The 20081-nt window shown below is 68.4% G+C and carries 17 protein-coding genes; 6 read left to right on the top strand and 11 right to left on the bottom strand.

All coding sequences use genetic code 11. The annotated features are described in order from the left end of the window. Positions 1-215 precede the first annotated feature (215 nt). Positions 216-2282, bottom strand: a complete 2067-nt coding sequence (locus tag B2J86_RS16800; protein ID WP_173026179.1) for a molybdopterin-dependent oxidoreductase — start codon at positions 2280-2282, stop codon at positions 216-218. A 145-nt stretch (positions 2283-2427) separates the two neighbouring features. On the opposite strand from B2J86_RS16800, the gene B2J86_RS16795 reads away from it, so the two are divergent. The 3 genes from B2J86_RS16795 to B2J86_RS16785 all read left to right on the top strand — a co-directional run bounded on the left by B2J86_RS16795 (position 2428) and on the right by B2J86_RS16785 (position 5246). Continuing rightward, on the top strand, positions 2428-3651 hold the full coding sequence (locus B2J86_RS16795) for a M20 aminoacylase family protein (RefSeq protein WP_173026178.1): 1224 nt from the start codon (positions 2428-2430) through the stop codon (positions 3649-3651). Next, positions 3648-4745 (top strand): M14 family metallopeptidase, encoded by a 1098-nt coding sequence (locus tag B2J86_RS16790; protein ID WP_173026177.1) that lies wholly within the window; start codon positions 3648-3650, stop codon positions 4743-4745. Before B2J86_RS16795 ends, B2J86_RS16790 begins: the two co-directional genes overlap by 4 nt. 246 nt (positions 4746-4991) lie before the next feature. Further along, positions 4992-5246 carry an acyl-CoA-binding protein gene (locus tag B2J86_RS16785; RefSeq protein WP_169169726.1) on the top strand — a complete coding sequence of 85 codons (255 nt, stop codon included), beginning with the start codon at positions 4992-4994 and terminating at the stop codon, positions 5244-5246. A 63-nt stretch (positions 5247-5309) separates the two neighbouring features. On the opposite strand, the gene B2J86_RS16780 is transcribed toward B2J86_RS16785, so the two are convergent. After that, positions 5310-5627: a polyhydroxyalkanoic acid system family protein gene (locus tag B2J86_RS16780; protein WP_173026176.1), complete on the bottom strand. Its 318-nt coding sequence runs from the start codon at positions 5625-5627 to the stop codon at positions 5310-5312. Positions 5628-5990: 363 nt separating this feature from the next. Here B2J86_RS16780 and B2J86_RS16775 point away from each other — a divergent pair, with 363 nt between their 5' ends. Both B2J86_RS16775 and B2J86_RS16770 read left to right on the top strand, forming a co-directional pair. Beyond that, positions 5991-7307 (top strand): class I SAM-dependent methyltransferase, encoded by a 1317-nt coding sequence (locus B2J86_RS16775; protein WP_169169728.1) that lies wholly within the window; start codon positions 5991-5993, stop codon positions 7305-7307. Beyond that, positions 7268-7624: a DUF1840 domain-containing protein gene (locus B2J86_RS16770; protein WP_173026175.1), complete on the top strand. Its 357-nt coding sequence runs from the start codon at positions 7268-7270 to the stop codon at positions 7622-7624. The genes B2J86_RS16775 and B2J86_RS16770 overlap by 40 nt, the downstream gene beginning before the upstream one ends. A gap of 51 nt (positions 7625-7675) precedes the next feature. Here B2J86_RS16770 and B2J86_RS16765 read toward each other — a convergent pair whose 3' ends face one another. From B2J86_RS16765 to B2J86_RS16725, 9 genes are all read right to left on the bottom strand, one after another. Beyond that, complete coding sequence (locus tag B2J86_RS16765) at positions 7676-8698, bottom strand: tripartite tricarboxylate transporter substrate binding protein (RefSeq protein WP_173026174.1); 1023 nt, start codon at positions 8696-8698, stop codon at positions 7676-7678. Positions 8699-8838: 140 nt separating this feature from the next. Next, positions 8839-9819 carry a tripartite tricarboxylate transporter substrate-binding protein gene (locus B2J86_RS16760; RefSeq protein ID WP_169169731.1) on the bottom strand — a complete coding sequence of 327 codons (981 nt, stop codon included), beginning with the start codon at positions 9817-9819 and terminating at the stop codon, positions 8839-8841. 162 nt (positions 9820-9981) lie between these two features. Further along, positions 9982-11229 carry a phenylacetate--CoA ligase family protein gene (locus tag B2J86_RS16755; RefSeq protein ID WP_173026173.1) on the bottom strand — a complete coding sequence of 416 codons (1248 nt, stop codon included), beginning with the start codon at positions 11227-11229 and terminating at the stop codon, positions 9982-9984. Positions 11230-11445: 216 nt separating this feature from the next. Then, positions 11446-12270 carry an ABC transporter ATP-binding protein gene (locus B2J86_RS16750; RefSeq protein ID WP_173026172.1) on the bottom strand — a complete coding sequence of 275 codons (825 nt, stop codon included), beginning with the start codon at positions 12268-12270 and terminating at the stop codon, positions 11446-11448. 67 nt (positions 12271-12337) lie between these two features. After that, on the bottom strand, positions 12338-13657 hold the full coding sequence (locus B2J86_RS16745; RefSeq protein WP_169169734.1) for an ABC transporter substrate-binding protein: 1320 nt from the start codon (positions 13655-13657) through the stop codon (positions 12338-12340). Between the two features lie 58 nt (positions 13658-13715). Further along, positions 13716-14780, bottom strand: coding sequence for a branched-chain amino acid ABC transporter permease (locus tag B2J86_RS16740; protein ID WP_169169735.1), 1065 nt, complete (start codon positions 14778-14780; stop codon positions 13716-13718). 66 nt (positions 14781-14846) lie between these two features. Next, a complete protein-coding gene (locus B2J86_RS16735) occupies positions 14847-15776 on the bottom strand; it encodes a branched-chain amino acid ABC transporter permease (protein WP_169169736.1) in 930 nt (309 codons plus the stop codon). A gap of 10 nt (positions 15777-15786) precedes the next feature. Then, the gene (locus B2J86_RS16730) at positions 15787-16572 is read right to left on the bottom strand and encodes an ABC transporter ATP-binding protein (RefSeq protein WP_169169747.1); all 786 of its coding nucleotides are present in this window, start codon (positions 16570-16572) and stop codon (positions 15787-15789) included. A 35-nt stretch (positions 16573-16607) separates the two neighbouring features. Continuing rightward, positions 16608-18554 (bottom strand): long-chain fatty acid--CoA ligase, encoded by a 1947-nt coding sequence (locus tag B2J86_RS16725; RefSeq protein WP_173026171.1) that lies wholly within the window; start codon positions 18552-18554, stop codon positions 16608-16610. Between the two features lie 259 nt (positions 18555-18813). On the opposite strand from B2J86_RS16725, the gene B2J86_RS16720 reads away from it, so the two are divergent. Continuing rightward, positions 18814-19536 (top strand): Crp/Fnr family transcriptional regulator, encoded by a 723-nt coding sequence (locus B2J86_RS16720; RefSeq protein WP_169169738.1) that lies wholly within the window; start codon positions 18814-18816, stop codon positions 19534-19536. Positions 19537-20081: the final 545 nt, after the last annotated feature.

The following is a 20081-nucleotide window of genomic DNA, read 5'->3' as shown; positions in this document are numbered from 1 at the left end:
TACCACTGTATTCGAATTGTTTGTGGCCATAAATACCGTAAAAACGCAGAAACTTGTGACTTTTATGCATAAATGAGCGCTGGTGCCGGCCCACGGCACCGGGCCGTGCCCGCCCGGGGTGGCGCTGCAGCGGAGCCGTGTTTCTCATTTTGATAGCTGTCAGCGCAGAGCTGGTAAGCGTTTGGGCCAGTTTTGACTGAATTCGGTGGTGGGGCTCAGGCGTTCGCGGGCGCGACTTCCACTTCCACGGCGCAATCGTAGAACGTCGGCCCGGCGCCGAGATCGGTCAGCGCCTGGCCCGTGAGCTCGTTGACGTTGGTGCCGTCCAGCCCCAGCTTGCGCCACCAGATGCCCAGGCCGTGGATCACGCCGGGGCGGGCGCGCTCGCTGACAACGGCATGGCACCGGTGGCTGCCGCGGTCGTTGAACACGCGCACCACGGCGCCGTCGGCGATGCCGCGCGCCTGGGCGTCGGCGGGGTGGATCTCGAGCAGCGGCCGGCCCTCGATGTCGCGCAGGCTCTGTACATTGACGAAGGTGGAGTTGAGGAAGTTGCGCGCCGGCGGCGAGATCATGGTGAGCGGGTAGGCCGAGGAGCGGCCGGGCAGCTCGTGGTTGGGCAGGTGGTCGGGCACCGGGTCGTGCCCCTGGGCGGCCAGGCGCGCGCTATAGAACTCGCATTGGCCCGACGGTGTCGGAAAGCCGCCGTCGGCAAACGGCGCGTCGGGCAGGGCGAGCGGCGCAAAGCCCTGGTCCAGCAGCGCTCCAAAATCGACCTGCTCGCCATAGGCCTGGCGGCACAGCTCTTCGTCGCTGTCGGCAAAGCAGGGCTCGGCAAAGCCCATGCGCGCGGCGAGGTCGCGGAAGATCTGCGCGTTCGAACGCGCCTGGCCCAGCGGTGCGATCGCCGGGCGGTTCAGCAGCACGTCGGTGTGGCCGTAGGACAGGTGCACGTCCCAGTGCTCGAGCTGCGTGGTGGCGGGCAGGAGGTAGTCGGCGTAGTCGGCCGTGTCGGTGCGGAAATGTTCGAGCACCACGGTGAACAGGTCTTCGCGCGCAAAGCCGCGCACCACCCGGCCCGAGTCGGGCGCCACGGCCACGGGGTTGCTGTTGTAGACCACCAGCGCCTCGACCCGGGGGCCGAAGGCGGCAGAGGATTCGCGCAGCAGGTCGTCGCCGACGGTCACCATGTTGAGCGTGCGCGGCTGGCGCCCGGCCAGCAGGTCGGGGCGCTGCAGCGCCGCGCGCTGCACGGGAAAGTGGCCCGAGCTCGACAGCAGCAGGCCGCCGGCGCGCTGGCGCCAGGCGCCCGTGAGCGCGGGCAGGCAGGCAATCGCGCGCGTGGCGTTGCCGCCGCCGCGCACGCGCTGCATGCCGTAGTTCAGGCGGATGGCGGCGGGCCGGGTCGTGCCGTAGTCGCGCGCCAGCCGGGTGATTTGCTCCACTGGGATGCCGCAGACCGCGGCCGCGCGCTCGGGCGGCCATTGCAGCGCGCGCTCGCGCAACTGTTCCCAGCCCAGGGTGTGCTGGGCGATGTAATCGTGATCGAGCCAGCCGTGCACGATCAGCTCGTGCATCAGCGCCAGCGCGAGCGCCGCATCGGTGCCGGGCCGCAGCTGCAGGTGCTCGTGGCATTTGTCGGCCGTCTCGGTCTTGCGCGGGTCGATGCACACCAGGCGCGCGCCGCCGTGCTTGGCCTGCTGGGCATAGCGCCAGAAGTGCAGGTTGCTGGCGATCGGGTTGCTGCCCCAGATCAGGATGAGTCGCGACTCGGCAAAGAACTCGACCTTCATGCCCTGCTTGGCGCCCAGCGTGTAGGTGAGCCCTTCGCCGCCGGCGGTGGCGCAGATCGTGCGTGCTAGCTGCGAGGCGCCCAGGCGGTGGAAGAAACGCCGGTCCATGCTCTCGCCCTGCACCAGGCCCATGGTGCCGGCGTAGCTGTAGGGCAGGATGGCCTCGGAGTTGCGCGCGGCAATGCCCTTCAGGCGCTGGGCGACGTCGGCCAGCGCTTCGTCCCAGCCCACGGGTGTGAATTGGCCCAGGCCCTTGGGGCCGACGCGCTTGAGTGGCGTGAGGATGCGCTCGGGGTGGTAGCTGCGCTCGGTGTAGCGCGACACCTTGGTGCACAGCACGCCGCCGGTCTGCGCGTGCGCCGGGTTGCCCTGCACGCGCGTGGCCACGCCGTTCTCCACCGTGGTCAGCAGCGCGCAGGTGTCGGGGCAGTCGTGCGGACAGGCGCCGCGGATCTGGATCGTGTCGGTGGACGAAGCGGTGGTGGGCATGGCGGCGGGCTCGTGGTGGCGCAAAGTGCTTGCCGGGGCGCAGGGCAGACATTTCACCATGAAGCGGCCTGCGCAGAGACTCGGGCCTGTCCCGACCCCGTTTACCGGGTGGTTTGGCTAGACTGGGCGCGCAAAGGAAACACCCATGAACGCCATCGACTCCATCGCCGCCCAGGCGGGCGCCATCGCGGCGCTGCGCCGCGACATCCACGCCCACCCCGAGCTGTGCTTTGAAGAAGTGCGCACCGCCGACCTCGTGGCCACCACGCTCACCGAATGGGGCATTCCGGTCCACCGCGGCCTGGGCACCACGGGCGTGGTCGGCACCGTGCACGGGCGCGACGGCGGCGCCTGCGGGCGCGCGCTCGGCCTGCGCGCGGACATGGACGCGCTGCCGATGCAGGAGTCCAACACCTTCGCGCACGCGAGCCGCCACCCCGGCAAGATGCACGCCTGCGGCCACGACGGCCACACCGCGATGCTGCTGGCCGCCGCGCAGCACCTGGCGCAGCACCGCGACTTCGACGGCACGGTCTACCTGATCTTCCAGCCCGCCGAGGAAGGCGGCGGCGGCGCGCGCGAGATGATCGAGGACGGCCTGTTCGAGCGCTTTCCCATGCAGGCGGTGTTTGGCATGCACAACTGGCCGGGCATGCCGGCGGGCAGCATGGCCGTGAGCCCCGGGCCCGTGATGGCCTCGTCCAACGAATTCAAGATCACGATCACCGGCAAGGGCGGCCACGCGGCGATGCCGCACACCGGCGTCGACCCGGTGCCGATCGCCTGCCAGATGGTGCAGGCGTTCCAGACCATCATCACGCGCAACAAAAAACCCGTCGACGCGGGCGTGATCTCGGTCACCATGGTCCACGCGGGCGAGGCCACCAACGTCGTGCCCGACTGCTGCGAAATCCAGGGCACGGTGCGCACCTTCTCGCTCGAGGTGCTCGACCTGATCGAAAAGCGCATGCAGCAGATCGCTGAACACACCTGCGCAGCCTTTGATGCCACCTGTGAATTCGAGTTCGTGCGCAACTACCCACCGACCATCAATTCGCCGGCCGAGGCCGGACTGGCGCGCGGTGTCATGGCCCGCATCGTCGGCGCCGATCAGGTGCTGGTGCAGGAGCCCACCATGGGCGCCGAAGACTTCGCCTTCATGCTGCAGGCCAAGCCCGGCGCCTACTGCTTCATCGCCAATGGCGACGGCGACCACCGGGCCCTGGGCCACGGCGGCGGCCCGTGCACGCTGCACAACCCGAGCTACGACTTCAACGACGCGCTGATTCCGCTCGGCGCCACCTACTGGGTGCGGCTGGCCGAAGCCTGGCTGGGCCAGCAACAAGACGCTGCACAGGCAACCGCATGATCGGCATTGCCGAGGCCTTCGCGCCGACCTATGCGCGGGCGCGCACGCAGTTCCTCGAGGCCGCCGCGACGGCCGGCCTGGGCATCGCCTCGCACCGCCATCCGCTGGCCGGCAGCGCCGGCGAAGACCTGGCGATGGATGCCGTGCGCGAGGGCCCGGCGGACGCCGACAGGCTGCTCATCGTCAGCAGCGGGTGCCACGGCGTCGAGGGCTTTTGCGGCAGCGGCGTGCAGGTGTTTGCGCTGCACGACGCCGAATGGCGCGACTGGGCGCACGCGCACGGCGTGGCGGTGCTCTACCTCCATGCGCTCAACCCCTACGGGTTTTCGCACACGCGCCGCGCGACGCACGAGAACGTCGACCTGAACCGCAACTTCCAGGACTTCGGCCAGCCGCTGCCGGTGAACGCGGCCTACCGCACGGTTCACCCGCTGCTGCTGCCCGACGTGTGGCCGCCCGCGCCGCAGAACGCGGCGGCCGTGGCCGACTTCATTGCCGCGCACGGCGCTGCCGCCTGGCAGGCCGCCATCACGCGCGGCCAGCACGAGTTCGCCGACGGGCTGTACTACGGCGGCACCGCGCCGACCTGGAGCAACCGGACCTTGCGACAGGTGCTGCGCAGCCACGGCCAAGGCGCCACGCGCGTGGCCTGGATCGATGTGCACACGGGCCTGGGCCCGAGCGGATATGGCGAGCGCATCTTCGTCGGGCGCGACGATGCGGCGGCGGTGCAGCGGGCGCGCCAATGGTGGGGCGGCGGCGGCGCCACGCCGGTCACTTCGCTGCACGACGGAACGTCTTCGTCCGCCTTCCTGACCGGGCTGATGGCCTTGTGCCTGCCTGAGGAGTGCCCGCAGGCCGAGGACACCTGCCTGGCGCTCGAATTCGGCACCCTGCCCGTGGCCGAGGTGCTCGACGCGCTGCGCGCCGAGCAGTGGTTGCAGCTGCACCCGGAGGCGCCCGCCGCGCAGGCGCGTGCCATCAAGGAACAGATGCGCGCCGCGTTCTACACCGACACCGATGCCTGGAAAGGCCAGATCATCAGCCAGGCGCGCCAGGCGATGTTCCAGGCGGTGCAGGGTCTGTCTTCCTAGGGTTTTGGGCCGCTAACGCATGCAGGGCAAGCGTTGTCAGCTATCAAATTTATCCGACCTGCCTGCGCGCGCTCGCGCGGTGGCCCGGGAAAGGGGTGCACCACCAGGGGTCCGGTCCTGCGCTGGAGGGTGGGGCGCGGCCCGCTGTGCCGGGCGCCCATGGCGGCCCTCGGCGCGCCGTAAGATACGACGCGGAGGCGCCGCGGCGCCCGGTTTTCCCCCACCCAACCCCAAGGAGCATTCCGCATGGCCGACCTGAACGCCACTTTTGAAGCCGCCGTGGCCCAGTCCAAGAACCTCAGCGAGCGCCCCGACAACGTGACGCTGCTGAAGATCTATGCGCTCTACAAGCAGGCCAGCGTGGGCGACAACACCGAGAAAAAACCCGGCTTCTCCGACGTGGTGGCCCGCGCCAAGTGGGATGCCTGGAGCAAGCTCAAGGGCACGGACGCCGATGCCGCCAAGCAGCAGTACATCGACCTGATCGCCGAACTGAGCTGAGCGCTCGGCGCGCTGCCGTGGCCGTGAGCGCCGACCCGGCGGCGCGGCTGCGGCACCGCGCCTTCAGGCCTGCCCTGGCGCGGCCTCGCCCTGCGTGCCCAGCAGCGCATCGAACTGCGCACTCAGCTCCGCTTCGATGCGCTCCTGGAAGGCGCCGAACAGAAAACCGAGTTCGGCCGCCAGCTCGAACCCATCGGCGCGCACCTGCAGCGTGCCGTCCATGCCCGCACGGCGGAAGTGCAGCGTGTCCTGTGCGTCACCGGCTTCGTACGTGCACTCCATGCCGAATTTCTGCGCGGCCTTGTCGGCCCAAGCCCGGGCGGCCTGGCGCGCGCGGGCAAGGCCCAGGTCGTGGGGGCGGTGGAAGTGGATGGCAGGCACGGGAGGGCTCCGGATCGGGGAAAAAAGGACTGGCTGGCGCTGTGGCCGGCCGGTGCGGCAGCGCATCATAAAACCGCGGGCATCCCGCGCCTGGGGTCCAGGCGGTGCGGCGGTCCTGCGTTGCTTCTTATTTCATAGCTTCCAACGTTCGTGTGGCAAGCGTTTGAGACGGATTTGGCGCCTGAAAACAGCCGGCGCCTAAGGCAGCGCAGCCCGGCCCGGGCTGCTGGGGCCGCACGGCCCGGCACGGCGGTGGACGCTCAGGGCACGGAAGGCTGGCAGGAATGGGCGCTGCAGTGTACGGTGTGGCCTGCGATCGCATCCGAAAACGCCCGCACCTGCGGAGCCCAGGAAAGGGAGGCCATGGCCGTGCCGTTCATCCAGGAAAAAATTGTCCAGCGGCTGGCGCAGCTGCCGCTGCCCGTGGCCTTGCAGCTGCCTTCGGGCGAACGCCTGGGCCCGCGCCCGGCCGCGGTGGCGCTGATGTTCAACGACGCCGCCAGCCTGGCCAGCCTGGCCAGCGGCCACATCGGCTCCCTGGCCGAGGCCATCGTCGAGGGCCGCGTGCGCTTCGAGGGCTCGATGCGCGACCTCATGGCTGCCGCCGCGGCGCTGCTGCCCGGCAACCCGGCGCACAGCAACGTGGGCTGGTGGGGGCGCACGCTGCAACGCGCCAGGTCGCTGGCGGCGCACACGCCCGAGCGCGATGCGCGCCAGATCCAGTTCCACTACGACGTCTCGGATGCGTTCTATGCGCTGTGGCTCGATCCGCTGCGCGTGTACTCCTGCGCCTATTTCCGCAACAGCGCGATGACCCTGGCGCAGGCGCAGGAGGCCAAGCTCGACCACATCTGCCGCAAGCTGATGCTGCGGCCCGGCGAGCGCTTTCTGGACATCGGCGCGGGCTGGGGCGGCCTGCTGCTGTGGGCCGCCGAACACTACGGCGTCGACGCCACCGGCATCACGCTCTCGCGCAACCAGCACGCCCACGTGCAGGGCCTGATCGCCGCGCGCGGCCTGCAGGGCCGCGTGCGCATGGAACTGTGCGACTACCGGCAGTTCCAGGCGGCGCAGCCGTTCGACAAGATCGCGTCGGTGGGCATGTTCGAGCATGTCGGCCGCGCGCACATGCCGACCTATTTCGCCACCGTGCGCGCGCTGCTGCGCCCCGGCGGCCTGGTCATGAACCACGGCATCACGGCCGGGGGCACCGAAAACACCCAGCTGGGCGCGGGCATGGGCGACTTCATCGGGAAATACATCTTCCCCGGCGGCGAGCTGCTGCATGTCGGCACCGTGCTGGGCGAGATGGCGGCCGCGGGCCTGGAGATGGGCGACACCGAGAACCTGCGGCCCCACTACGCGCGCACGCTGTGGGCTTGGTCCGATGCGCTTGAGGCACGCCTGGACGAGGCGCGCAGCGTGCTGGCCGCCCACGGGGGCGCGCAGCACGCCGAGCGTGTGCTGCAGGCCTACCGGCTGTACCTTGCCGGCAGCGCCATGGGCTTTGAGCGCGGCTGGATCGCGCTGCACCAGATCCTGGCGGCGCGGCCCGACGGCGACGTCGCCACCGGGGCCCTGGCGGGGGCGCAGTCCGCGTATCCTTTCAACCGCAGTTACATGTATACCGAGGGTCCGCCATGCTCTACAAATTCAAATCCCGCTCTACCGCCGACCTGATCCTGCTCGAGCCCCACGGGCGCAGGTTGCTGCAGATCATCGGCAAGGAGCCCGCCGCGAGCGGCATCGTGACGGTGGCGCAGATCCCGGCCGCCGTGGCGGCGCTCGAGGCCGCCGTGGCCGAGGACGAGCGCCAGGCAGCCGCGCAACGCGCCGCCGCGGCCGCAGAGGCTGCGCAGGACGGCAGCGCGGACACGCAGGACAGCGAGGAGGCACCGCGCAGCGACTTCGTCAGCCTGCGCCAGCGCGCCGCGCCGTTCATCGACATGCTGCGGCGCAGCGCCCAGGGCGGCCACGACGTGGTCTGGGGCGCCTGACAAGCAACAGGGTGCTGCAGACCGCGCGCGAGCGCGGCGCTGGCGCGCAAGTCAGTCCACCTTCGCGCCCGAGGCCTGCACCACGTGGGCCCATTTGCGGTGTTCGGCGTCGATGTGGCGCGCAAATTCGGCCGGCGCCATGCCGCCGGGAATCGCGCCCTGTGCCAGCAGCTTTTCCTTGACGGCCGGCGTGGCCAGTGCCTTGGCCACCTCCTGCTGCAGGCGGTTGACCGTGTCGGGCGCGGTGCCGGCCGGCGCCAGCAGACCGAACCAGGAGCTGGCCTCGTAGCCCTTGAGCGCGGCGCCGCCGGCCTGCTCGACCGTGGGCACGTCGGGCAGCGCGCCCGAGCGCGCAGCGCTGGTCACGGCCAGCGCCACGAGCTTGCCGGCCTTGATCTGCGGCATCGACGAGGGCAGGTTGTCGAACATCACATCCATGTTGCCGCCCACCATGTCCATCAGCGCCGGCCCCGAGCCGCGGTACGGGAAGTGCAGCATGTAGGTGCCGGTCATGCTCTTGAACAGCTCGCCGGCCAGGTGGATGGAGGTGCCGTTGCCGCTCGACGCCATGTTGAGCTTGCCCGGCCGGGCTTTGGCCACGCGGATGAAGTCGGCCACGTTGGCGATGCCCAGCTCCTTGGCGCGCTCGGTGTTCATCACCATCACGTTCGGCACGGCGGCCACGAGCGTGACGGGCGCAAAGTCCTTGATGGGGTCGTAGGGCAGCTTGGCGTAAAGCGCCCGGTTGATGCCGTGCGTGCCCACGGTGCCCATCAGCAGGGTGTAGCCGTCCGGGGTGGCCCGGGCCACGGCCTCGGCGCCGATGTTGCCGCCGGCGCCGCCGCGGTTGTCGACGATGAAGGGCTGGCCGAACGCGCGCGTGAGCTCGGGCGCCAGCGCGCGCGCCAGCAGGTCGGTGGTGCCACCGGGCGCAAACGGCACGACGATGCGCACGGGCTTGGAAGGCCAGGCGCTCTGTGCCTGCGCCGCCGTGGGCAGGACGGCGCTGCACCAGGCCAGGGCGGCTGCGGCAAGAAGGGCGCGGCGCGGCGCGCGGTGCGGAAGGTGGGGCATGGCGTTCCTTTCGAGGGGGTCAAACGGTGCGGGGCAGGACGGAATGCGCGGCAGCGCGGGCGGCGCGCAGCCGCCTGCCATGAAAAAGCCGCCTGCATCCGTTCGAATGCAGGCGGCGGGTCACGGCGCGGGCGCGGGCTTCAGTCGGCGTAGGTGCCGGCGGCGCGGATGGCTGCGCCCCACTTGTCGATCTCGGCGAGCACGAACTTCTTGTGCTCGGCCGGCTCGACCCGCTTGTCGGTGGCCACGACCGCGCCCAGGCCTTCCTGCTTCTTGATGAAGTCGGGGTCCTTGAGCGCCACCTTGAGCGCGTCGTTGATCTTCTGCAGCACTGGCGCCGGCGTGCCCTTGGGCGCGTAGAGGCCGTGCCAGATGGTCACTTCGAAGTTCTTCACGCCCGACTCGGCCAGCGTGGGCAGGTCCTTGAGCGCGGGCGTGGTGAGGCGCTTGGAGGTGGTCACCGCATAGGCCTTGACCTTCTTGCCCTCGATCTGCGGCGTGGTGTTGGTGGTCTGGTCGCACAGCAGGTCGATCTGCCCGCCGATCAGGTCGGTGATGGCCGGGGCGGTGCCCTTGTAGGGCACGGTGGTCATCTCGACCTTCATGGCGCTCTGGAACATCAGGCCGCACAGGTGCGAGGCCGCGCCCAGGCCGGCGTTGCCCAGGTTGATCTTGCCCTTGCTTTGCTGGATCCAGGCGGTCAGCTCCTGCATGTTGTTGGCCGGCAGGTTGGGGCGCCCGATCAGCGTCATGGGCACGTCGTTGATGATGCCCAGGTACTCGAAGTCGTTGGGCACGCTGAACGAGAGCTTGCGGTAGAGCGCCGGCATGGTGGACATGCCGATGTGGTTGAGCAGCAGCGTGTAGCCGTCGGGCGTGGCGCGCGCGACGCGCGCGGCGCCGATCGAGCTGCCGGCACCGGCGGTGTTGTCCACCACCACGTTGGCGCCCAGGGGCTTGCGCAGGGCCTCGGCCAGGTCGCGCGCGACGCGGTCGGTGGGGCCGCCGGCGGCGAACGGAACGACCAGCGTGATGGTTTTGTCCTTGGCGGGAAAGTCCTGGGCCTGAGCGCTGGTGGCGGCTGCGATGGCGAGAAGGGTAAAGCTCAGCAGGGTTTTCATCGGGGTTCCTTAAATAACGCGCCATCGTAGGGGGGTCTGCGGGTTCGCGCATGCTGGAAAGCACTTAGCTCGGGACCGATTTTTTTCAAGCGTTTTATGATTGAAACGCTTGACTGGCCAGCGCTTGAAGCTATCAAAAAAGGAATTCACCGGGCGCCGGCCTCAGCGGTAGCTGCGCGCGTCCTCGATCACCTTGCCGTCGTTGGGCAGCGAGCCCGGCGCGACCAGCTCGACCTCGCCGCGCAGCTTGGTGACTTCGCGGATCGCGTCCTGCAGGCGCTCGGCCAGGCCCGCGGCGATTTCGGTGGTTTCCACGCGCAGCACCATCTGGTCGTTGGCCATCTCGCCGCTGACCACGAGGCGCGCGCGCAGCACCTGCGGAAAGCGCGCCGCAATCGCCGCCACCTGGCCGGGCTGCACGAACATGCCGCGCACCTTGGTGGTCTGGTCGGCGCGCCCCATCCAGCCCTGGATGCGCGTGTTGGTGCGGCCCGTGGGGCAGGGGCCCGGCAGCACGGCCGAGAGGTCGCCGGTGCCGAAGCGGATCAGCGGGTAGTCGGGGTTGAGCGTGGTCACGACCAGCTCGCCGACCTCGCCCTCGGGCACCGGGTCGCCCGTGCCCGGGCGCACGATCTCGACGATCACGCCCTCGTCGAGCACGAGGCCTTCACGCGCCGCAGTCTCATAGGCGATCAGGCCCAGGTCGGCCGTGCCGTAGCACTGGTAGCCGGCCACGCCGCGCGCAGCGAACCAGTCGCGCAGCGAGGGCGGAAAGGCCTCGGCCGACAGCAGGGCCTTGGTCAGGCTCGGCAGGGGCTGCTGCAGTTCGGCGGCCTTTTCGAGGATCAGCTTGAGAAAGCTCGGCGTGCCGATGTAGCCTGCGGGGCGCAACTGCGCGATCGCCTGCACCTGCTGCTCGGTCTGGCCGGTGCCGCCGGGAAACACGGTGCAGCCCAGCGCATGGGCGCCGCTTTCCATCATCGCGCCGGCCGGCACGAAGTGGTAGCTGAAGCTGTTGTGGGCCAGCTCGCCGGCGCGGAAACCGGCCGCGTACAGCGCGCGCGCCATGCGCCAGTAGTCGCGGCGCACGCCCTCGGGTTCGTAGATCGGGCCGGGGCTGCAAAAGACGCGCGGCATGGCGGCGCCGAAGCCGATCGCGGCAAAACCGCCAAACGCGCTGTCGGCGCGCCCGGCCTGCTGGCGTTCCAGCAGCTCGTACTTGCGCGTGACCGGCAGGCGCGCCAGCGCGGCGCGGCTCGTGATGGCGGCGGGGTCGGTGTCGGCCAGGATGCGGGCGAACGCGGGCGATGCCGTGCGCGCATGGGCCACCTGGGGGGGCAGTGCGGCAAGCAGTGCCGCCTCGCGCGCTGACGGGTCGCGGGTTTCCAGGGCGTCATAAAACGGGTTCATGCCATGGGTTCCTAGGCGGTGGTTTTGAATGAAAATGGCCTCTAACGCTTACTGCTAAAGCGCAAGAAGCTATGAAATCAGGAGTCTTGTTCTGTATTTGCGGCGCAGTCATTGAAACCGCCACGGCCCCATCCCAGCGTCACCGTGGAACTGGCTTTGCCAGGCCACGGGTGGCGTCCCCCTCGGGCGAAGGCGCGCAGCGCCACAGGGGGCTTCTCATGCCAACCAGCGCTTGCGGCGCTTGTAGCTCTTGACGTCCTTGAAGCTCTTGCGTTCGCTGCCGCCCATGCCGAGGTAGAACTCCTTGACGTCCTCGTTGCTGGCCAGGTCGCGCGCGGCGCCGTCCATGACGACGCGGCCGCTTTCCATGATGTAGCCGTAGTCCGAGTACTTGAGCGCCATGTTGGTGTTCTGCTCGGCCAGCAGGAAGGTGACCTTTTCCTTGGTGTTGAGGTCCTTGACGATGTTGAACACCTCTTCGACGATCTGCGGCGCCAGGCCCATCGACGGCTCGTCGAGCAGCACCATGCTGGGGTTGGTCATGAGGGCGCGGCCGATGGCGCACATCTGCTGCTCGCCGCCCGAGGTGTAGGCCGCCTGCGAACTGCGGCGCGTTTTCAGGCGCGGAAAATAGGTGTAGACCTTCTCCAGGTTGGCGGCGATCTCGGCCTTGCTGGAGCGCGTGTAGGCGCCGGTCAGGAGGTTTTCTTCGATGGTCAGGTGGGCGAAGCAGTGGCGCCCCTCCATCACCTGCACCACGCCGCGCTGCACCAGGTCGGCGGGCGAGAGGTCTTCGATGCGTTCGCCGCGCAGCTCGATCGACCCCTTGGTGACCTCGCCGCGCTCGCCCTTGAGCAGGTTCGAGACGGCGCGCAGCGTGGTCGTCTTGCCCGCGCCGTTGCCGCCGAGGATGGCGACGATGCGGCCCTCGGGCACCTGCAGCGAGACCCCTTTGAGCACGAGGATCACGTGGTTGTAGATGACCTCGATGCCGTTGACATTGAGCAGCGTGGCGGGCGCTGGGAGGGCAGTGGAGTCCATGGAGCGTTCCGGGAAAGACGGGAGGCAAGCGCCCACCCCCGCAAGGGGGCGGAGCGCACGGAGGGCATCAGCTGCAGTTGCGCGGCGTGATGTTCTTTTCTTTGGCGTACTTGGCCGCGTACTCCTTGACCAGCGGGTCGATGTGCGTCTTGTCGGCCTGGTACCAGTCAGAGGTGATGTTCCACTTGCCGCCGTCCCACTGCACGATGCGCGCCCAGTCGGTGCCCATGTGGTTGCTGCAGGAGGTCTTGATGGGGCGCATGATTTCGCCAAAGCCGAGCGACTTCAGGCGCGCGGCCGTGAGGTCCAGGTTTTCATAGCCCCAGCGCACCTGCTCGGGCGTCAGCGCTTTGCCCTTGCCGTATTTCTCTTGCGCGGCGCGGATCGCCTCGACCTGCAGCATGGAAATCATCATGCCGCGCGTGTGCGCGAGCGTGCCCACGCTGCCGACCGGCCCGGTGCCCTGGCCCTTGTCGTAGACCAATTTTTTGAGCGCGTCGTGCACGCCATCCTTGGCGGCGCTGTTGTGGATGGTGACCGCGTTGTAGCCCTTGGCGCCCGCGCCCAGGTCCTTCACGTCGTGGTCGGAGCCCGCCCACCAGATGGCGTACATCTTCTCGCGCGGGTAGCCGCTGGCCTGGGCCTCGCGGATGCCGGCGGGGGTCATCACGCCGGCGGACCAGAACAGCACGTAGTCGGGCTTTTGCTGGCGGATCTGCAGCCAGGTCGATTTCTGCTCCACGCCCGGGGGCGTGACCGGGAACAGCGCCAGCTCGAAGCCTTCGGCTGCGGCGCGCTTTTGCAGCAGCGCGATCGGTTCCTTGCCGTAGGGCGAGTCGTGGTAGACCAGCGCGATCTTCTTGCCCTTGAGGCTGCCCTTTTCCTTCTTCGCGATGTCCTGCAGCATCACGTCGGCTGCGGTCCAGTAGGTGCCCAGCAGCGGGAAGTTCCATTCGAACACCGTGCCGTCGACCGACTGCGACAGCCCATAGCCCATGGTTTCGATCGAGACTTTGTCGACGAAGGCCTTGTCAGTCACCGCGAAGGTGATGCCGGTGGACTGTGGATCGAAGCCCGAGGCGCCCGTGCCCTTGGTCTTGAGGCGCTCGTAGCACTCCACGCCCTTGGCCGCGTCGTAGGCCGTCTCGCACTCTTCGTAGGTCAGCTTCACGCCGTTGACGCCGCCATCGCGCGCGTTGACCAGCTTGAGGTAGTCCTGCTTGCCGTCGGCCCATGGGATGCCCAGCGGCGCGAACTGGCCGGTGCGGTAGACCAGCAGCGGAATGAACTGCTCGGCCGCCTGGGCTTGCGCCAGCGTGGATGTGACCAGGCTCGAAAGCCCCGTGGCCGCGACGGCGGCGGCAATGGCGATTTTTTTCAGTTGCATGGCTTGTCTCCTTTATGGTGGTTGCTTGGGTCTACGGGAAAAACAGGGGTGCAGGCGCTCAGTGCGGGAAAGGCCAGAGCCGCAGCTTCTGCCGCGCCGTGGACCACAGGCGCGCCAGGCCGTGCGGCTCGACGATGAGGAAGAACACGATCAGCGCGCCGAAGATCATGTGCTCCAGGTGCGAGGCCGTGGCCGTCGACAGCGGGATGCCCAGCCAGTGCGGCACGTAGTTGAGGAACAGCGGCAGCAGCACGATGAAGGCGGCGCCAAAGAAGCTGCCGGCGATCGAGCCCAGGCCGCCGATGATGATCATGAACAGCAGCTGCAGCGACTTGTCGATGCCAAAGGCCGCCGGCTCCCACGAGCCCAGGTGCACGAAGCCCCACAGCGCGCCGGCCACGCCGACGATGAAGCTGCTGACGGCGAACGCCGTGAGCTTGGCGTTCACGGGCCGGATGCCGATCACGCTGGCGGCCACGTCCATGTCGCGCATGGCCATCCATTCGCGGCCAATGGCGCCGCGCACCAGGTTCTTGGCCAGCAGGCCGAACACGACGACGAAGCTCAGGCACAACAGGTACTTCTGCGCCGGCGTGTCAAAGCTGAAGCCCGCGATGCTCAGCGAGCCGACGCTGACCGAGCCGGAGGACGAGTCGTTGGTGACCCATTTCACGCGGTTGGTGAACCAGTCCATGAAGAACTGCGCGGCCAGCGTGGCCACCGCCAGGTACAGGCCGCGGATGCGCAGGCTGGGAATGCCGAACAGCACGCCCGCCACCGTGGCGCACAGGCCGCCGCCAATCAGCGCCAGCAGCAGCGGCATGCCGTCGATGCGCACCTGCAGGTTGTAGGCCGCATACGCGCCCACCGCCATGAAGGCGCCGGTGCCGAGCGAAATCTGGCCGCAATAGCCGACCAGGATGTTGAGCCCGATCGCCGCCAGCGAGAGGATCAGGAACGGAATGATGACGGCGCGGAACGCGTAGTCGCTGGTCACCAGCGGCACGGCGATGAACGCGATGGCGGCGAGCGCCAGCAGGGCCCAGCGGTCCTGCGCGACGGGGAACAGCGCGGCGTCGGCGCGGTAGCTGCTCTTGAACTGGCCATTTTCTCGGTAAAACATGGATGCCCTTAATCAGTTGGGGACCGAGCAAATTCGCTGCGCAAATCTTGATCCGTCCCGCAAAATTCAGACTCTGTCGATGATCTTGTCGCCGAACAGGCCCTGGGGCCGCACCAGCAGCACGGCCAGCGCCAGCACGTAGGCGAACCAGTTCTCGATGCCGCCGCCCACGAATGGGCCCAGGTAGATTTCGGAGAGCTTCTCGCCCACGCCGATGACCAGCCCGCCCAGGATCGCGCCCGGCACCGAGGTGAGGCCGCCCAGGATCACCACCGGAAAGGCCTTGAGCGCGACCAGCGAGATCGAGTACTGCACGCCCAGCTTGGAGCCCCAGATGATCCCGGCGACCAGCGCGACGATGCCGCCGATGGACCAGACCACGACCCAGATGCGCGCCAGCGGAATGCCGATGGACTGCGCCGCCTGGTGGTCGTCCGCCACGGCGCGCAGGGCACGCCCGGTGCGGGTCTTCTGGAAGAAGACCGTCAGCAGCGTCACCAGCACGGCAGAGATCAGGGCGGCGATCAGGTCTTCCTTGTTCAGCAGCAGGCCGCCTTCGAACAGGTTCTCGAGCACGATCATCGGGTCCTTGGGCATGCCGATGTCGATCTTGTAGGTGGCGCTGCCAAACAGCAGCTGGCCCGAGCCGTCGAGGAAGTAGCCGATGCCCAGGGTCGCCATCAGCAGCGTGATGCCCTCCTGGTTGACCAGGCCGCGCAGGGCCAGCCGCTCGATCAGCCAGGCCACGACGACCATCGCCAGCATCGCCGCAATGAACGCCAGCAGGTTGGCCAGCAGCAGGCTGTCAAAGCCCAGCCACTGCGGAATCCACTCCGCAAAGCGCGCCATCGCCAGGGCCGCGAACAGCACCATCGAGCCCTGCGCGAAGTTGAACACGCCCGAGGCCTTGTAGATGAGCACGAAGCCCAAGGCGATCAGCGAATACAGCATGCCCGCCATCAGGCCGCCGAAAAGGGTTTCGAGAAAAAAGCCCATGGTGTGGTCCTTAGTGCGACGTGCCCAGATAGGCCGTGATGACGTCTTCGTTGGCGCGCACCTCGTCGGGTGCGCCGTCGCCGATCTTCTTGCCGTAGTCGAGCACGACCACGCGGTCCGAGATGTCCATCACCACCCCCATGTCGTGCTCGATCAGCACGATGGTGGTGCCGAATTCGTCGTTCACGTCGAGGATGAAGCGGCACATGTCCTGCTTCTCTTCCACGTTCATGCCGGCCATGGGCTCGTCGAGCAGCAGCACCTGCGGCTCCATGGCCAGGGCGCGGCCCAGGTCGACGCGTTTTTGCAGGCCGTAGGGCAGCTGGCCGACGGGCGTCTTGCGGAACGCCTGGATTTCGAGGAAGTCGATGATGTGCTCGACGAACTCGCGGTGTCGGATTTCCTCGCGCTCGGCGGGGCCGATGCGCAGCGCCTGCAGCAGGATGTTGCTGCGGATCTTCAGGTTGCGACCGGTCATGATGTTGTCGATCACGCTCATGCCCTTGAACAGCGCCAGGTTCTGGAAGGTGCGCGCCACGCCCATCTCGGCCACCTGGCGCGAGCTCATCTGGGCAAAGGTCTTGCCGCGGAAGGTGATCGAGCCTTCGGACGGCGTGTAGACGCCGTTGATGCAGTTGAGCATGGAGCTCTTGCCCGCGCCGTTGGGGCCGATGATCGAGCGGATCTCGTGCTCGCGCACGTCGAACGAAATGTCGGTCAGCGCCTTGACGCCGCCAAAGCGCAGGCTGAGGTTCTTGACGTCGAGGATGACGTCGCCAATCTTCTTGGTGGTCATGGCGTGTGGCTTCTCGGGCGGGTGGAGAGCGGGTTTCATGCGGCGCTCCGCATGCTGGGATACGTTTTGGCGTCCGAGATGCGCAGCGTGGCGCTGACGCTGCCGGTGCGGCCGTCCTCGAACTTGACCTGGGTCTCGATGTACTGCTCGGTGCGCCCCGCGTACAGCGCATCGACGAGCGCGCTGTAGCGGTCGGCGATGAAGCCGCGGCGCACCTTGTTGGTGCGCGTGAGCTCGCCGTCGTCGGCGTCGAGCTCTTTGTGCAGCACCAGGAAGCGGCTGACCTGGCTGCCGGCCAGCAGCGCGTCGCCCGCGAGGTCGGCGTTGACCTGCTCCACGCATTCCTGGATCAGCTGGTAGACCTCGGGTTTCTGCGCCAGGTCGGTGTAGCCGGCATAGGGCAGGTTGCGGCGCTCGGCCCAGTTGCCCACGGCGTCGAAGTCGATGTTGATGAAGGCGCAGACCTTTTCGCGGCCGTCGCCGTAGGCCACCACCTCCTTGATGTGCGGAAAGAACTTGAGCTTGTTCTCGACGTACTTGGGCGCGAACATGGCGCCGTCGTTCGCGCCGCCCTTGAGGCGCCCGACGTCCTTGACGCGGTCGATGATCTTCAGGTGGCCGTGCGCGTCGAGGAAGCCGGCATCGCTGGTGTGGTACCAGCCGTCGGCTGTCAGCACCTCGGCCGTGGCCGCGGGGTTCTTGTAGTACTCCTTGAGCAGGCCCGCCGACTTGACGAGGATCTCGCCGTTCTCGGCCACCTTGATTTCCACGCCGCGGATCGGCACGCCCACGGTGTCGGCGCGCGCCTGGTTGTCGGGCTGCAGGCAGACGAACACGGCGGTCTCGGTCGAGCCGTAGAGCTGCTTCAAGTTGATGCCGATCGAGCGGTAGAAGCTGAACAGGTCGGGGCCGATGGCCTCGCCCGCCGTGTAGGCGACGCGCACGCGCGAAAACCCCAGGTTGTTGCGCAGCGGGCCGTAGACCAGCAGGTTGCCCAGCGCGTACCGGGCGCGGTCGAGCGGGCCGACCGGCTCGCCGTCCATCAGCGCCGGACCGACGTGCTTGGCCAGCGCCATGCAGGCCGAGAACATCGCGCGCTTGAGGCGGCCGGCGTCCTCCATGCGGATCATCACGCTGGTCAGCAGGCCTTCGAAGATGCGCGGCGGCGCGAAGTAGTAGGTCGGGCCGACTTCCTTGAGGTCGATGGTCACGGTGGCGGCCGACTCGGGGCAGTTGACGACGTAGCCGCAGACCAGCCACTGCGCGTAGCTGAAGATGTTCTGCCCGATCCAGGCCGGCGGCAGATAGGCCAGCACCTCCTCGGCGCTGGTGAGTTTGTCGAACTCGGCACCGGCGCTGGCGCGGTCGATCAGCGTGGCGTGCGTGTGCACCACGCCCTTGGGGTTGCCGGTGGTGCCCGAGGTGAAGAACATCGCCGCCACGTCGCCGCTCTGGATCTGGGCGATCTCGCTGCGCAGCCACTGAGGGTGCTGGTGCACGAAGGCGCTGCCGGCTTCGATCAGCGCCTCGTACGAGGCCAGGCCCGGCTCGCTGTAGCTGCGCAGGCCGCGCGGATCGTCGTAGTAGATGTGCGCGATGGCCGGGCACTGCGCGCGGATCTCCAGCAGCTTGTCGACCTGCTCCTGGTCTTCGACCACGCAGAAGCGGACCTCGGCGTTGTTGAGCGGGAAGATGCACTCCGCGGCCACGGCGTCCTGGTACAGCGGCACGGGAATGGCGCCGACGGCCTGCGCCGCCAGCATGGTGGCGTACAGGCGCGGGCGGTTGGCGCCGATCACCACCAGGTGTTCGCCGCGGCGCAGCCCCGCCAGGTGCAGGCCGGCCGCCACCTGTTCAACCAGGGTGGCCAGTTGGGCCCAGGTGTGGGTCTGCCAGATGCCGTATTCTTTTTCGCGCAGCGCCGCGGCGCCGGGGCGCTCGGCAGCGTGCTGGAGCAGCAGTTGCGGGAACGTGGTGGTCATTCCGTGTCCTCAGGTGTTCAAGGGCGGGCGCGGCGGGGGCTGCGGCGTGCACCACGCGGGCTGGTGAACGCCGATAGTAGGTTTGGCTTTGACGTTATCTTGTCCACACGACGACAATTTAGGGGTAAGCCCCGGAAGGTGAAACCCTGGGCCTGCGGCCGGGTGCGGTGTGAACACGCCGGGCACGGCCCTGGCTTCGTGCCGACAATGCGGCCTGCCGCCGCACCACCCTGCGCCCCTTTTTTGTTTTGCACACGCCATGAGCCAGGACCTGACGCTGCACCAGCGCCGCCGCCCCCCCACCGCCGAAGAGATCGAGGGCATCCCCTGGTGGGCGCCGCTGCAGCCGCACGAGCGCGAGCGCGCACTCGCGGCGCTGCTGGTGGGCGACGCGCTGCCGGGCGACTACGTCTGCCGGGTCGGGCGGCCCGTGACCTACTGGTTCGGCGTGGTCGAGGGCCTGCTCAAGATGAGCAACGACAACGCCGAAGGCAGCACCATGACCTTTGCCGGCCTGCCGCCGGGGGGCTGGTTTGGCGAGGGAACCGTCGTCAAGCGCGAGCCCTACCGCTACAACGTGCAGGCGCTGCGCAAGAGCGTGGTGGCGGGCCTGCACATCGACACCTTCCACTGGCTGCTCGACCATTCGATTGCGTTCAACCGCTTCGTCATGCACCAGCTCAACGAGCGCCTGGGCCAGTTCATCTCCGCGCGCGAGATCGACCGCATCACCAACCCCGACGTGCGCGTGGCGCGCAGCCTCGCGGCGCTGTTCCACCCCGTGCTCTACCCCGGCGTGGGCGATGTGCTGCGCATCACGCAGCAGGAACTGGCCTACCTGGTCGGCCTGTCGCGCCAGCGCGTCAACGAGGCCCTGGCGGCGCTCGACGCGCAGGGCGCGATCCGCGTCGAGTACGGCGGCCTGCGGGTGCTCGACCTGGAGGCCCTGCGCTCGCGGGATTTTCAGGTCAAAAAGGCCTGAAACACTGATGCATATTGCGCAAACAGCTACACAAACAAGAGCGCTGTGCCGCGGTCGGGCACGCGGTCAGGGCGGCTGCCAGGGCCCGGCCCAGGGCTCTGCGCAGCCTCGCCCTGCCCGAGCCGCCGCCCCGCGCGCCTGCCGGTCGGAGGGCTCCAGATCGACAGGCCCCTCGTGTTCGGCATGCCCACCGGCGCGGACGATACCCCCGCGCGCGCCCGGCGATCGACCTCGCGCACAATCTGGGGTTCAGCGCCGCCGCCGCAGGCGTCGACCATGCCGCCGTGCGGGTGCAGCTGCGCACCCTGGCGGGCGACGGGACGCAGGGCTACCATGTCCGCGGGCCCCGCCGGTGGACGCTTTTCCTGGCCGGGCACCGGCCAGCGGCCTGAGGCCCGCACCCCTGTGCCTAGGGGCGCCCATTTATTCATGAAATCGGGGTCTGGCCCTTATACAGTCTGCGCTTTCAGCTATTTATTTCATAGTCCATGACTTCTGCCCAACGTCCGCCCGCCGGGCCTGCCGCCCCCGCCCCTGCCGTCCCG

Source organism: Acidovorax sp. SRB_14 (assembly GCF_012932145.1).
Classification (GTDB): Bacteria; Pseudomonadota; Gammaproteobacteria; order Burkholderiales; family Burkholderiaceae_C; genus Simplicispira.
Note: the sequence above shows the minus strand (reverse complement) of the source record. Positions and strands in the feature narration are given on the sequence as shown.

What these genes read in the sequence shown, in the direction of transcription:
- B2J86_RS16800 (WP_173026179.1), bottom strand. Translation starts at nt 2,282, where the DNA reads ATGCCCACCACCGCTTCGTCCACCGACACGATCCAGATCCGCGGCGCC.
- B2J86_RS16795 (WP_173026178.1), top strand. Translation starts at nt 2,428, where the DNA reads ATGAACGCCATCGACTCCATCGCCGCCCAGGCGGGCGCCATCGCGGCG.
- B2J86_RS16790 (WP_173026177.1), top strand. Translation starts at nt 3,648, where the DNA reads ATGATCGGCATTGCCGAGGCCTTCGCGCCGACCTATGCGCGGGCGCGC.
- B2J86_RS16785 (WP_169169726.1), top strand. Translation starts at nt 4,992, where the DNA reads ATGGCCGACCTGAACGCCACTTTTGAAGCCGCCGTGGCCCAGTCCAAG.
- B2J86_RS16775 (WP_169169728.1), top strand. Translation starts at nt 5,991, where the DNA reads ATGGCCGTGCCGTTCATCCAGGAAAAAATTGTCCAGCGGCTGGCGCAG.
- B2J86_RS16770 (WP_173026175.1), top strand. Translation starts at nt 7,268, where the DNA reads ATGCTCTACAAATTCAAATCCCGCTCTACCGCCGACCTGATCCTGCTC.
- B2J86_RS16765 (WP_173026174.1), bottom strand. Translation starts at nt 8,698, where the DNA reads ATGCCCCACCTTCCGCACCGCGCGCCGCGCCGCGCCCTTCTTGCCGCA.
- B2J86_RS16760 (WP_169169731.1), bottom strand. Translation starts at nt 9,819, where the DNA reads ATGAAAACCCTGCTGAGCTTTACCCTTCTCGCCATCGCAGCCGCCACC.
- B2J86_RS16755 (WP_173026173.1), bottom strand. Translation starts at nt 11,229, where the DNA reads ATGAACCCGTTTTATGACGCCCTGGAAACCCGCGACCCGTCAGCGCGC.
- B2J86_RS16750 (WP_173026172.1), bottom strand. Translation starts at nt 12,270, where the DNA reads ATGGACTCCACTGCCCTCCCAGCGCCCGCCACGCTGCTCAATGTCAAC.
- B2J86_RS16745 (WP_169169734.1), bottom strand. Translation starts at nt 13,657, where the DNA reads ATGCAACTGAAAAAAATCGCCATTGCCGCCGCCGTCGCGGCCACGGGG.
- B2J86_RS16740 (WP_169169735.1), bottom strand. Translation starts at nt 14,780, where the DNA reads ATGTTTTACCGAGAAAATGGCCAGTTCAAGAGCAGCTACCGCGCCGAC.
- B2J86_RS16735 (WP_169169736.1), bottom strand. Translation starts at nt 15,776, where the DNA reads ATGGGCTTTTTTCTCGAAACCCTTTTCGGCGGCCTGATGGCGGGCATG.
- B2J86_RS16730 (WP_169169747.1), bottom strand. Translation starts at nt 16,572, where the DNA reads ATGACCACCAAGAAGATTGGCGACGTCATCCTCGACGTCAAGAACCTC.
- B2J86_RS16725 (WP_173026171.1), bottom strand. Translation starts at nt 18,554, where the DNA reads ATGACCACCACGTTCCCGCAACTGCTGCTCCAGCACGCTGCCGAGCGC.
- B2J86_RS16720 (WP_169169738.1), top strand. Translation starts at nt 18,814, where the DNA reads ATGAGCCAGGACCTGACGCTGCACCAGCGCCGCCGCCCCCCCACCGCC.